The organism is Sphingobacterium sp. IITKGP-BTPF85 (assembly GCF_001006065.1).
Taxonomy (GTDB): domain Bacteria; phylum Bacteroidota; class Bacteroidia; order Sphingobacteriales; family Sphingobacteriaceae; genus Sphingobacterium; species Sphingobacterium anhuiense.
Window position 1 is genome coordinate 1 of sequence record NZ_ASZT02000037.1, and the last position, 13,293, is coordinate 13,293.

Genomic DNA, 13,293 nt, shown 5'->3' on the forward strand with positions numbered 1-13,293 from the left:
GCTCACAACCACCTACCCCGAAACCTTATGAACTCGCATTTTAAATAATAAGGAGGTTCAATATTCGAACCTCCTTATTATTTAACTAACGTTTCCGCTCACTTTCCTAAACAGACGAGTTTATATAAAGAAAATATTTCGTAAGTTGACCGATATTTCATCAACTGTTCAACGGATGATAAACTGTTAAAAAATATCAAGAATTAAGACTACTTATGGAGCAACCTACACCGCAACGAGTAAAAGAAATATTTGACCCATTTTACAAAGCTGACCTGAAACTATGGACTGAATTTGAAAAATATCTTCAGGTGCGCACCTTTAAAAAAATGAGTTAATAAAAGATTATCATAGTAAAGAAAAATACATCAACATATTAATTAGCGGTTCTGTTGCACACTTTGTTTTGGCAGAGGAAAAAGATATCTGCATTAACCTATATTACGAGGAACAATTATTCAGTGATTACCTATCCTTTCTTACTCAATCATCAACAGTTATCAAGACGCAGGCTTTAGAAGAATCGCTCGTATGGTCGATCAGCCATAGCGATCTGCATGCTTTATATTCCAGGTCTACTACAGGCCTAATCATTGGCAAGGCTATTTCCGATGCCATGTTCATCAGAAAACAATCCGAACAGATTAATTTACTGACGCTCAGCCCTACCGAGAGATATTTAAAATTAATCAAAGAGCGTCCTGAGATTTTCCAGAGAACATCATTAAAAATCATCTGCTCTTATCTCGGTATAGCAGCTGAAAGTCTGAGCAGAATTAGAAAAAAAAAACTGTAGTATACATTTCTTAACTTTCGTCAATTTTTTAGCGAAATCATCTTGCTACTTTTGGACATTCAATAAAGCCATTGTATATGAAAAATAAAGTAAATTATCTCGCTGTCCTGACGTTTTTTATCATTGCCGTTCTTCTTCGCTATCTGACCAATAAAACCGATTTATTGAACGGTATATCAAGCGGATTTATTAAAATCATCCTACAGGGTATTTCTCCCACCATTGCCGCATTAGCCGTCTTCGCTCTCTTTAAAATAAAACCCGTTCTAACATTAAAAGGAACTACAGCAACATCATGATCCCTTTTCTCTTATACTGGGCATTACCCATTATCCTAATTTTAGGTACGGAGTATGCTATCAAAGGAACCCTATCTTTTGAAGCGATTACCGCAATCTTAATTTATGGTCTTTTAGAAGAAATCGGGTGGCGCGGATTTTTACAGCAACAGCTTAAGCCATTACCGGAACTTTTAAATGTTCTGATCGTGGCTGTACTCTGGTTTATCTGGCACCTGAACTTTGATTTTACAAGTTCAAACCTCTTGTTTCTGGGGATTTTAATCCTTGGCAGCTGGGGAATTGGAAAAGTTGCCAATAATACCCATTCCTTATTAGCAGTAGCTGCATTCCACTCGCTCAATAATTTTTTCCTGGAGATGAATACCCTAAAAATCATCTTACTCATTTCATTATTGTCCATCTGGATCATTGCGCTGGTCATTAGAAAAAACCAGCAAAATGCACAAAAAGTTATATTAAGCTAAAACTCTAGCATACCATACTCCTGTTTTAAGAGAGCTTAAAAACAGGAACAGTAAATAAAGGTCGAGCGCCAGACTTCTAATTTTAAATTAAACAGTGCTCGATTTTTATCTTTAAAAGATCAAACAAAAAATGGAGATACCGTAGGTATCTCCATTTTATATTATAAAATTGTAAAAAACCTTTATTTAACTACTCCACCACGATCTCATTCATCTTTTCATTACCATAAAAATCAGGGAAATACATCAACTCCGCCTTTGCCGGATTTACCGTATACACCCCCGTGTATCGTGGTAATAACTCAATTTCAAAAGTATGCGCCCCTTTATTCAATTTCGGACAAAAGATAACTACCCGATCCTTGAAATGTTCCCGATGGGCTTCATTTCGGTAATATCCAGGCGATTTACTTTCATAAGTACAACCCGCAGGAATCGGAACTTCAAGCTGGATGTATTCGGCCTCTCCTGACAATAATACAGTAACTTCAATTTTAACCGGTTTACCTTCTTTTAAGGTGGTGACAGGACCATTTGCATCTTTAAATCGAGTAGAAACAGTCAAGCCCTTATTTTTTTCAAGAGCAGGATTGGCATTCCAAAAGTTCTGATATGCCGTCAGAAACAGCGGTCCTGTCCCTTCTTTCCGCACACGAATCTGTTCAGTCGGCGCAAATTTCTGCGTATAAGGAAATGCAGTAATACGCTTATCGTTCACAATTGCTACAGGTGCCTGAAAAGTTTCGCCTTCTTTCAATAAGTCTGGAAGAATACTTCGAATAATCCGTGAAGACTCATAGATATTGCTCCAGTTACCCCGTTGCTTCTGTGCAAAGAAATAATTTCGAATAAGCTCCAGATCCGATTCATGCCCTCCAATTGTTTTCAATACTGCATACGCCAATAGCGTATTTTCCGTATGTGTTTCGGTTGGATTCAAAAATATCCTTTCGTTCTTATCAGAAACACCTCCCGAAGTCCAATACATACCACCTAAAATTGTTTTTGAAGCATATTTCAGCACAGTATCTGCGGCATGAGCATCTGCGATCCCCAATTTAGCCATCAACAGATATTTAAGCAATATATCCTTCGTTGATTTACTCTTCAACTTTCCATCAATAGCAAGGAAATAGTGTTTATAATCCGATTTAGGATCCAGTCGTTTTAGGAACATCAATGAATTAAACAATCCTTCCTTGGCCATATTAAGTTTATCTTTATTCCAAAGAACGTCCAAAGAAGCCAGACTTCTTTTCAAGCTCTCCTCCTCCCGTTCGATATACAACCTTCTCGTCAACCCCGTACGATAACCCGCATCTTCGGCATCCAATAGCACAGAAACGACATAATTACTGATCCATGATACCGTTTCACTTTTATTCCACCAGCCCCAACCTCCAACTGTATTCTTGTTTTTCTGCAATTCTTTCAAAAGGTCAAGGATCTTTTTCTCTTCTTCAAACGGTTTTCCCAAAAGTTTGGTTAACGCTTTCTTAGAAAGTAGCGCACTTAATTTTGATGCCAGCTGTTCGTTGCACAAAAACTTATAAGCATCAATATGTGCGATTTCACGCTGGATAAATTCCCATGAATTGGCTTCAGCATGAACGGTGATTTCTCCTAACTCAGATGATGTTTTTAACTGATATTCTTCCGTTCCATTCAACACCTTAAAATCACCCTGATGCTGCTCCAGTCCTTTTTCAAAAATCGGAATACTTCGTTTCTCCCCATCAAAATAGCCATTAGAAAGACCGATCACATACGAAAGCTGCAAGCTATCGCCTTTCTCCGACCGAACAGCAATCGGATCACGGTATGACTTCGCTATTTTCAAATTCGTTTTTATGGAATCTAGCCCATTATAGATCGTCCGTATTACATCCAAACTATCACCAAGATAATTTACTATTCTACCTATTGCGGCAAACCGATCGCCACGAATAGCAAATCGTGGAGTTGCCAAGTGTGCGGAAACAGCTTTAAAGGCTTTAATATTCAGCTCTTTGGTATCTGCAAAATCTTTTACCCCTTTGGCAATAAAGATTGTTCTCCAATTGGTAATATCATCTGGATAAGTGGTCTCAAAACTCGCTTTCCCTGCAGCGTCTGTTTTGAGCTTCGGTTTCCAGAAAGCATCATCATGAAAGTTGACCCGCATCGTATTACCCGATTCGAGGTAAGGCATGGAAACATTCGGCTGTACTGCAGCCACAGTTCCAGTTCTGGTCTGTACCATAATGACCCCATTGGCAGCCCTTGCGCCGTACAAGGCAATCATGGATTGATCCTTTACCGTATTCACGGAAGCAATTATAGCCGGATCGAAAGAAGTAAGATCACCTTCGAACACCACACCATCCACCAATATCAACGGTTTTGCACCAGCATCCGTACTGTTAATACCTCGAATCAAGATACCGCTCACCTTTCCTTGCAACGATTGTGAAGCATTTAACGATATCGTCTGGACAGAACCGGTCATACTTACCCTCTTTTGGGTAGTCACACCCATCACAACTACCTCATCCAATTGATTGTCTTGCGCCTTCAACTCAACAAAATAATCCTTACCCACAGACACCTTGATATCCGCAGGAGTATAGCCTATTGCACTAATCTGCAACTGTACCGTTTTTTCATCCGTAAGATCCAATTCGATGCTACCATCAAAATTGGAAAAATACTGCTGTTTCGTACCCATATTTTTGACAGCAGCCCCGATAACCGGCGCATCACCATCATAAACCAAAATTCTGACAGAGGAGCTGTTATTACGCTTTGCAATAAATTCAGCCTTGTTTATTTTTAGAACTTGACCATGCCCCTGCTGTTCATAAAGAATAGAATCACGAAGCGGATTCAATACCCTGTTTGCAACGGTTTCATCACGGATCATCTTATAAGCCACTGCAGCATGAGGTGATCGCTGGTTCCATTGAAAACCATCTAGTTTCAGGTAATTTAGGCCATTCGATTTTAACGTTACAGCCAAACTATAGGCTGTCGAATCGTCTTTCACCACATGCAAAATAATATCCCCGACAGGTAAATTACGTAAACTATTTTCAGCTCCATAATACAGTCTATAATACCTACGGTCTTCCGCTTTTGCAGGTTCTACGAAAATAAGAGCAGGCTTGACAAGCTTTTGTTCAGCATCCAGACCATAACTTAAATTGAGGTTAAAAGTTGGTTCTTTGGAATCTTTTTTGGCCAAACAAATTGCGCGACTCCCCTATTATTTTGCATGGCCTCCTTAAATTTACTCGCCACATTTTGATGAATATCATTACGCGTCCATAATTTTCTCTTAAAATCCAATTGCGGTTTAAAGTAAGGTGCATCTTTTCGTATATAGTCCGCATCAAAACTTTTCAACTTTTGGTATTGCTTATAAAGGGTATATTGATAGCCGCCTTCTATTTCAAAACGTCCAATTGATGTCGTATCCACGATTAATGTTACTATTTTGGGCACGCCATTATACATTTCTGTACGCGGAAACGGACCTACCAAAACAGGTGCTGACACTTGAGTCCTAAGCCTACTGTTATAGGTCCTGTTCGGAAATGGATTCAGATAAAAAGATCGCCTGAAGTCTGGATATAACCTGGCATTTCGATAGGCACATTTAGATTTGGCAATTGCCAAGCTCCAAAATTATTGGTTACGGAAATCAACTGTTTTTTGAGTTCCGTGACTTCGGTATCTTTGAGCTTTCCAACATCGTCCTTGGGCAGCATTTTGACCAAGATCTGTCCTTTACCGAGCGCTTCATCAGGGTAGTTGAATCCAATTGTATCCTGCCCTATATTAAAGGACACGATCATGCTCCGACCTTTTTCAACGCGGAACCCTTTCACCAATACCTCCCTGTCATGTGTTCTGAATTTAAATTCATGCTGTCCCGGATAGATCTCAAAAATATAATCATCATGGTGTTGACTCTGTTTCGCATAAGTCAAAACACCATCTATCCACATCATATGAACCCCTTGTACCAAGCCATTTACCACCAGATATGGAGAAATTTGGCTTTTAATTTCCGCGACCGGCTGCGACGCCTGATAATAAACTTTAGGAAATAAAAATTGGTAAAAAGCAATCGTATCAAGCTGCATTTCTTTAGACCATCTCGCCCAGTCCTTTAATGCCTCCTGGTGTCTTACATGGGCTTCATCCAGATCAAAATTAAAATTCTGGAACGGTTGAGCATACAGCATCAGCCCGCCAATCTTGACATTTGGAGTACTCGTATTTCTAAATTTTGTTGTAAACCCATAAGCCGTAATATCCACATCCGGCACAGGTTTGCCCACTTTATCGGTCACAGACAATTGCACCTCAGCCTTTTGACCAGGATACACCGTTGTCGCTGTATTGACCTCTAAATTCAGATTTTTCTGCATAAAAGGAAGATCTTCCTTTATAACTTTGGCACGGCCTGTAAAAAGATAAGTAATCTGCATGCTATACCCGTCTTTTCCCTTTTCTGAAATTGCCTCGTTTAATTGAGTCGCATAACCCGACAAAACCATCTTCTTACCTTTCCTCACCTGATACCAAAAAGGAATAGCAGCCGGATTATTCACCGTCAATAATACCGAATCGGTCGTGCGGTAAAAACGATAACTAAACTGCTCCTTCTGTTCCTGTTCCAAATCCAAGATTTCGGAAATTCCATTCGCTTCGACTCCTATTTCTGTTGCCTGCCATGCGACTGGCATGCTATGTGGTAAACGAACCTGCTCTACGCGCAACATTTCATTGTTTTCGCCTAATAATTCGATCTGAGCATCGCTTGATTTTTCAACACCTTTTTCAAAATACTTAATCTCAGCCTGCCCTTCTTTAACGTCGATACGAATTTCTTTTTCCGTATCGAGTAAATTAAGTTGCAGTATTTTTTCATGGCGCTCATTGTCCGAACTGAGGTAGGTACCTATAACCTGAAAAGGAAGACCAATGCCTGATGGAAAAATCGAATCGGGCAAAACGATTTCCTTTTCCGCGACTTCAGTAAGAGATACCGTTGTCTGCCATAACGTATCTGGAACAAAATTCACCTGGTTGGCCTTCATCTTTCCTGTACGGTAAGAGTTTGGTACAACTTTCAATTCTACTCGACCATCATAAATAGGCATATCATTCTCATTGACAACCTTTAACTTCAAGCGGATACTATCCCCTTTTGCAAAATCCGTCCGATCAGATTTCATGCTAAATGTGAGACTTTTCAATTCATATTCTTCATATCGAAATGACTCTTCAAGCAGCACTTGCTTAGATTTGCTAGACTTCAATAAAACACGGTAATATTTATCTAGGGTAAGTCCCAGTCCTGCATTTAAGTCAAAAGAAAAAGCATACATGCCAGGGCGATAGGGAGCAAGTTTTGTGATGACCGTATCTTTAGCATTGCCCACTACATGTACTTCCACCGAATCTAGATTTGGTTTCCATTTACCCTCTTCGAGATAAGCCTTAAATTTCACCTGATCATTGGGCTTATACATCGGCTTATTGAATACCATAAAGCTTTGGTTATCAAAACTTTTTTTCTTACGAAAAATCCTTTTAAATTTATATTTTGTCCGTTGCCAGTTTGTTTTCACACCTTGCCAAAAGGATACTTTTTCTTCATAAGGCCAGTTCTTTTCTACACGTAGATAATGATACACCCCTTTATGCAAGATGCTGACGATATCACCTGTTTTCGCATTAGCAGCATGATAATAGCCCAATTTCCGATCATAAGAGACCCTATTCTTGCCCAAAGAAAGGTGTGCATCGGTTATCATATTACCCAATGAATCGTACAAGCAAACCGCAAATGCTTCGGTCGGAATGACCTTAGCATACAGATCATCAATGATAAATTCATCATATACCAGGTTATTTTCATCAGCACGGACTTCCACATAATTGCCACGTGGCAAATTAAGTTTTTGATTACGATACTTTCCTTTTTGAACAAAATCGGTCAGCATATCCTCGTTAAATTTTACTTCTCCGATATGGATCTTTTTTAAAATCTCGGGGTTTAATTTATAGATATAATAATCCGAAGATTGACGTTGACTATTGAACAGTGCAGACTGCCCAAATAAGGCGATCGAATACAAAAAGGTTAAAATACTAACGATAATTGACTTCCAACTCATAAAAAGGTATTGACTAAATTCCCTTAAAAATAGATAAATTTTCCAAACACACACATTATACTTCATTATACGCACAAATTTTCGTGCAGAGATATCAAAATTTCCCAATAAAACCTGCGTCAGAAGCTATAATCTCGGTGAAAAATTCCTCATCGGGAGGAATATGTTGTACAGCACAAATTCATGTTAGGAGATAATCGCCATCTAAATATTAAAATCAGTGAAATTTAATTTTATTTAGAACAATTCCAGATTAAAACCTATATTTGAACCTATCTATCTAAAACGACTTGCTTAGTGAGCCTTAAACTATTTTTTACAAAAAAAACAATCAGAAAAAACCACCTGAACAAATATTTCAGGAGTGGTTCGATGCCTATTGGAATCGACTTGTTGATTTTTGTGAACACCATTGTAATGATGAGCAAATCGCTATGGATATGGTACAGGATATTTTCTGCTCGCTTTGGAAACGTAAAGAAGTGATGGAAGAAATTATTCAGATAGAACACTATCTCTTTCGCGCTGCGCGAATACGGATCAATGATTATTACCGTGAAAAGTATAAGCGCATCGATCAGACACATGAATTGACAGAGACCTTCTGCCACAGCATCAACAACACAGAGGAGACCATCTATTTCAGAGATCTTGATCATTTTGTAGATGGCCTGGTCAACCGACTACCCTGCCGTTGCCGTCAGGTCTATACCCTGAGCCGCAATAGCGGTCTAAGCATACCCGAAATTGCCGAAGCATTGTCTTTGTCCGAAAAGACTGTCGAAGCACATCTCACGAAAGCCCTAAAATTCCTGAGAAATAAGATCGCTACATCAGAACAAAAATAATTTTTTTGTAGACTAAGGGTAAAACAGCTAAACGACGACTGGTATATAAAAATATATAAAAATCGATCATCAGCTCTTAGAAAAATACTGGTCAGGCCAGTGCACACCTGTTGAGAAACAAGCTGTGGAAGCTTGGATGGCTGATGGTATTCCTGAGGAAGAATTTCCACGCAAGAAAAGTAACTATACACCTGAAGAGAAAAAAGCGATCTTATGGCAAAATATTCGCCATCAAGCTGATATCCCCGATACGTTCTGCAGAAAAATCAACCCGTAGACGCTGGCCTAAACTCGTCGCAGCAGCCAGTATCGTGAGTATCCTATCCGCAGCTTGGCTCTATCTTCGATCGGATAAAATAACAGCAGAACCGATCGTAACCACCCGCTTTGTACAGATCGAAGTACCTTTTGGAAAAAAACAAAAACTCATCCTCAGCGATGGAACGACCATAAGTCTCAATTCGGGAACAAAATTACGCTATCCCGAAAAATTTGATGCAGCGAAAAGAGAAGTGACCTTAGATGGTGAAGCTTTTTTTGAGGTGAGCAAAGATCCAAAACGACCTTTTATTGTCCAGACTAAAAATACCAGTACCCGCGTACTGGGTACCCGATTCAATTTGCTAAGCCGTCCCGGACAGTCCGATATGCTTACTGTAGAAGAAGGACGAGTACAATTTACCGCAGCAAATTGTCCGGACACCCTTATTTTAAAAGCCAATATGCAAAGCAGTTATGCTGCAGGAAAGATGAAATCAAGTACCGTAAACAGTGAACTGTCGACTGCCTGGATGGAAGGACAACTTATATTCGACAACAAAACCATCAAACAGGTGATTCCGGAACTTGAACGCTGGTATAATGTAAAGATCACCTGTCACAACACAGCAATACTGAATGATCAGGTGAGAGGGAAGTTTAAGCAGGCTTCTTTAGCATCAGTTTACATGATATCAGTTTTGCAACCTCCATCAAATATACCATCAAAGATAAGGAGGTCAGCTTATATAGATAATCGATCCGCAAAAAATAACCCGGTGTACGCATCGCCAAAATTGTCCACCGGGGGATGAAATTAAATACATTAACTTAATCACATTTGTAAAAATATGAACTTTTTGCTACTTAGCACACCGCTATTTCCCAGAACATGGAAAAAAAATAGCCTTTTATTAGCACTTTCTTTCTCCTGTCTATTGACACAGGCGCAACAGGGTATCCTCCAGACCAAGGTCAGCATCCAAATCAAAAACCAAACGATAGCGCAGGCGCTAGAAAAAATTGAAGAAAAAACAGGCTGTTCTTTTATCTACAGCCCAAACCTGATCGACGCACAAAAAAAGTATCGGTAAACCTGCAAAACGCACGCTTAGAAACAATTTTGCAGGAGATTCTGGGCGATGCTGTAAAACGCGTAGAGACCAATGGAAATCGCATTAATTTACAGCCCTCTTCTGGAAAAGGCAATCTGAACGGACAGGTACACAGCAGCGATGGTCACCCTGCTGGATATGTGAGCATCTCCCTTGCGGGCAGACAAGTCCAGGCCGATGAAAACGGTAAATTTTCGTTCAGTAATATGGAAGCCGGCAGCTATACCGTAGAAGCAAAATATGTTGGCTTGCTGACCCAAAAGCAACAGGTACATATTGAAGCAAATAAAACATCTACAGTCAACCTTGTGCTCTATGAAGATGCTACAGCACTACAGGAAGTAGTGGTCAACGGCGAACGTAAAAACCGCTTTGCAAATAAAGAGACCCCTTTTGTAGCCCGTATGCCACTGCGCAATTTGGAGAATCCGCAGGTCTATCAGGTGGTAACACAGCAGTTGATGAAAGAACAAGTTTCTTATACCATCGCCGAAGCCATGCGGAATGCAGGTGGTACTGTGCCCGTGATCAATCCTTCTGGCGGACTGAGTGCCCATTTAAGAGGATTTAGTACAGGAATTAATGCCCGCAACGGTATGGAGTCCACTTCGGACCGATCTGCGATGGATCTTGCCAATGTAGAACGCATAGAAGTACTTAAAGGTCCATCGGGAACACTATTTGGAGCATCCATATCTTCATTTGGTGGCGTAGTCAATCTCGTTACGAAAAAACCAATTGAAGCAAAGCGTACAGAAGTTAACTACACCACGGGGAGCTATGACTTAAACCGTTTATCCATAGATCTCAATACGCCATTAAAGGCCGACAAAAGTGTCCTATTTCGTTTGAATACCGCTATCCATAAGGAAAGAAGTTACCTCTCGGATGCTTTTAACAATACCTTTTTAATCGCACCTAGTTTAAGCTATCAGGTCAATGAGAAGCTGACCCTAAACTTAGATGCCGAATACCTAAAGGTTCACAATACACAGCCCAATAATTTTGTTATCCGGGCCAAAGATGTACTTCAACCTAAAGATCTGAAGTTGGATTACCGCAAAAGCTTGTATTATAGCGATGCCGATGTACAAAATAGCGCTTCTAGGATCTTTGCTGAGGCAAAATATAAAATATCGGATAAGTTCCAGTCAACCACCGTGTTCTCGTACGTTTCGGAAAATGTGGACCACAGCTATCAGCGTGTCGTGCTCGTCAGTTCTCCTACAGAGGTTACCAGAGCCGCATCCATATATAAGGATGTCTATAATGGATACGCAAATATTCAGCAAAATATCAATGGCGAATTTAACACAGGAAGTATCAAACATAAATTGCTGGTCGGAGCCAATTATAGAACCCTCAGCAGCAGTTTCCTTTTCGGAGATATACAGCTATTCGATAAAGTAGATGTGACCCAAAAATTCACGCCCCTGTTGAGACAGGAAATCGATAAAAATGCCGAATTTGCACCGTACCCCACTCCTTCGCAACAAACGCTCAGTGCATATGTATCCGACATGATCACCATCGTGCCACGTCTTTCGACCATGCTTTCACTACGTGTTGATCATTTCAATCGGAACAAAGTGGAAGATGAAGAAGGATTCAAACAAACATCATTAGCGCCTAAATTAGGATTGGTGTATCAGATTCTTCCCGAGCGTATTTCTACATTTGCCAATTATATGAGTGGTTTCCAAAATGTTGCTCCGGTCATCCAGCCAGATGGAAATCGATTTGTCATAGATCCAATATTTGCCAATCAAGCAGAAGGTGGAATAAAATCGGAGCTTTTTCATAAAAAATTAAGTCTGACGGCCAGCTATTATTATATCAAGATTGATAATGCCACCCGTGTCAATGCGGACATGTTTACCGAACAGGATGGAAAGCAGGTGAGCAAAGGTGCAGAACTGGAGGTCATTGCAAACCCCATCGCAGGACTGAACATCATCGGAAGTTATGCCTATAATGATAATCGCATCATCAAAGCTTCTGATACTGCTGTTGAAGGAAACAAGGCAGAATTTGCGCCTGAAAATGTCGCCAGTTTTTGGGCTTCTTACACTTTCCAAGAAAAAGTAAAAGGTCTCGGTATCGGTGCCGGAGTCAACTATGTTGATAAAATGTACCGCGCTTCGACAAATACCTTTTTTATTCCCAGCTATACGCTGGCCGATGCAACTGTGTTTTATAACAAACAAGCTTGGGGAATTCAATTGAAAGCGAACAATATCTTTAATAAAAAATATTGGGACAGCTGGGGCAATTTGCAGGCACCATCCAGTGTGGCGGCAAACCTTTCCTATCGTTTCTAAAAATTGTATAGCAACGAGCAGACCGCTTTTAGCGAGCGGTCTGCTTTATTAGATCGTAAATTGTGCTAAAGAAAATATTACATCAAACACACCTTTGGATGGGTTTACTCTCATCACTTATCGTCTTTATACTGGGCATAACCGGTTGTATATTGGCATTTGTTGATGAAATCAAACCCGTAGTTTATAAAAGTCATTTTACGTGGAGTCCACGAGTCCAGATCATGAGCGTCAGTCATTTTCAACCTTATTGGACCACGCAGAACAGCATTGGGGTGCTGAAAAACAGGTCTCGGCCGTAGAAATTGAAAACAATCCACAACGGACCTGGCATTTTAGGGCATATAAAGAAGATGATAACGATGGAATCTGGTACTGGAACGAGAAAAAATACTATGAGTCTGTTTTCATCAATCCCTATACCGCAGCAAACGTATACAGTGAAAATGCTGAATTTGAATTTTTCAGGGTCATACTCTACCTCCACTGGTCATTGCTGTTCAAAAATGACATTGGCCAACCCATTGTAGGCACTGCAACGCTATTTTTTGTGCTCTTACTATTAACAGGTCTATATCTGTGGTGGCCAAAAAACAAAAAAGCAAGACGTGTTCGGTTTTGGTTTCGCTGGAAAAATAAAACCGGCATAAAACGGAAAAATTACGATTTGCATAATATCCTAGGATTCTATTCCTTCACGATCGCTTTAATTCTGGGATTGACCGGTATGATCTGGGCCTTCCCCTGGTTTGATGAGTCGGTACAGCAAGTACTAAATAAAATCGAAAATAAGGCTCCGGAAACAGTTCTGGCAAAACCTATTCAGTCAAAGGCTCATTTCAATACAAATCTTTCTGTCTACGATAACATTCTGAACGAAGTACAGGTAACCTATCCCGATGCACATGCCTATTACTTTTATTTCCCACAGAAGGAAGAAGCACCGTTAAACGTGTATATCCGCTATGAAAAAGTTATGCCTCTATCATCCGACAATACGATGTAAAGAAGGGTCATCT

At 40.0% G+C, this 13,293-nt stretch carries 12 protein-coding genes and 1 pseudogene; 10 read left to right on the top strand and 3 right to left on the bottom strand.

What is annotated here, in order from left to right; translation table 11 throughout:
• Positions 1–406 precede the first annotated feature (406 nt).
• The 3 genes from L950_RS09640 to L950_RS26295 all read left to right on the top strand — a co-directional run bounded on the left by L950_RS09640 (position 407) and on the right by L950_RS26295 (position 1,562).
• Positions 407–796, top strand: coding sequence for a hypothetical protein (locus L950_RS09640; RefSeq protein WP_021189537.1), 390 nt, complete (start codon positions 407–409; stop codon positions 794–796).
• Positions 797–873: 77 nt separating this feature from the next.
• Positions 874–1,095, top strand: coding sequence for a hypothetical protein (locus L950_RS32635; protein ID WP_021189538.1), 222 nt, complete (start codon positions 874–876; stop codon positions 1,093–1,095).
• Positions 1,092–1,562 (top strand): CPBP family intramembrane glutamic endopeptidase, encoded by a 471-nt coding sequence (locus L950_RS26295; RefSeq protein ID WP_021189539.1) that lies wholly within the window; start codon positions 1,092–1,094, stop codon positions 1,560–1,562. Before L950_RS32635 ends, L950_RS26295 begins: the two co-directional genes overlap by 4 nt.
• A 190-nt stretch (positions 1,563–1,752) precedes the next feature.
• Here L950_RS26295 and L950_RS09655 read toward each other — a convergent pair whose 3' ends face one another.
• Genes L950_RS09655 through L950_RS09665 form a run of 3 tightly spaced genes read right to left on the bottom strand, consistent with a single transcriptional unit; the run spans position 1,753 to position 7,732 of the window.
• Positions 1,753–4,785: an alpha-2-macroglobulin family protein gene (locus L950_RS09655; protein ID WP_021189540.1), complete on the bottom strand. Its 3,033-nt coding sequence runs from the start codon at positions 4,783–4,785 to the stop codon at positions 1,753–1,755.
• Positions 4,740–5,099, bottom strand: a complete 360-nt coding sequence (locus tag L950_RS09660; protein WP_021189541.1) for a hypothetical protein — start codon at positions 5,097–5,099, stop codon at positions 4,740–4,742. The genes L950_RS09655 and L950_RS09660 overlap by 46 nt, the downstream gene beginning before the upstream one ends.
• A 44-nt stretch (positions 5,100–5,143) precedes the next feature.
• Positions 5,144–7,732 (bottom strand): hypothetical protein, encoded by a 2,589-nt coding sequence (locus L950_RS09665; RefSeq protein WP_021189542.1) that lies wholly within the window; start codon positions 7,730–7,732, stop codon positions 5,144–5,146.
• 353 nt (positions 7,733–8,085) lie between these two features.
• On the opposite strand from L950_RS09665, the gene L950_RS09670 reads away from it, so the two are divergent.
• The 7 genes and pseudogenes from L950_RS09670 to L950_RS09690 all read left to right on the top strand — a co-directional run bounded on the left by L950_RS09670 (position 8,086) and on the right by L950_RS09690 (position 13,280).
• Entirely contained in the window at positions 8,086–8,580 is a 495-nt protein-coding gene (locus L950_RS09670; RefSeq protein ID WP_231577034.1) for an RNA polymerase sigma-70 factor, read from the top strand.
• A gap of 124 nt (positions 8,581–8,704) precedes the next feature.
• On the top strand, positions 8,705–8,857 hold the full coding sequence (locus L950_RS29815; RefSeq protein WP_197086336.1) for a hypothetical protein: 153 nt from the start codon (positions 8,705–8,707) through the stop codon (positions 8,855–8,857).
• Between the two features lie 34 nt (positions 8,858–8,891).
• Positions 8,892–9,653 carry a FecR family protein gene (locus tag L950_RS09675; RefSeq protein WP_021189545.1) on the top strand — a complete coding sequence of 254 codons (762 nt, stop codon included), beginning with the start codon at positions 8,892–8,894 and terminating at the stop codon, positions 9,651–9,653.
• 36 nt (positions 9,654–9,689) lie between these two features.
• Positions 9,690–9,932, top strand: coding sequence for an STN domain-containing protein (locus L950_RS29820; protein WP_021189546.1), 243 nt, complete (start codon positions 9,690–9,692; stop codon positions 9,930–9,932).
• A 29-nt stretch (positions 9,933–9,961) separates the two neighbouring features.
• Positions 9,962–12,274 (top strand): TonB-dependent receptor, encoded by a 2,313-nt coding sequence (locus L950_RS09685; RefSeq protein WP_021189547.1) that lies wholly within the window; start codon positions 9,962–9,964, stop codon positions 12,272–12,274.
• A gap of 98 nt (positions 12,275–12,372) precedes the next feature.
• A pseudogene (locus L950_RS35220) lies at positions 12,373–12,429 on the top strand (hypothetical protein); the annotation flags it as partial.
• Positions 12,430–12,476: 47 nt separating this feature from the next.
• Entirely contained in the window at positions 12,477–13,280 is an 804-nt protein-coding gene (locus L950_RS09690; protein WP_021189548.1) for a PepSY-associated TM helix domain-containing protein, read from the top strand.
• Positions 13,281–13,293 lie beyond the last annotated feature (13 nt).

Excerpts from the sequence above, each read along its gene's own strand:
- L950_RS32635 (WP_021189538.1), top strand. The coding sequence starts at position 874 with ATGAAAAATAAAGTAAATTATCTCGCTGTCCTGACGTTTTTTATCATT.
- L950_RS26295 (WP_021189539.1), top strand. The coding sequence starts at position 1,092 with ATGATCCCTTTTCTCTTATACTGGGCATTACCCATTATCCTAATTTTA.
- L950_RS09665 (WP_021189542.1), bottom strand. The coding sequence starts at position 7,732 with ATGAGTTGGAAGTCAATTATCGTTAGTATTTTAACCTTTTTGTATTCG.
- L950_RS29820 (WP_021189546.1), top strand. The coding sequence starts at position 9,690 with ATGAACTTTTTGCTACTTAGCACACCGCTATTTCCCAGAACATGGAAA.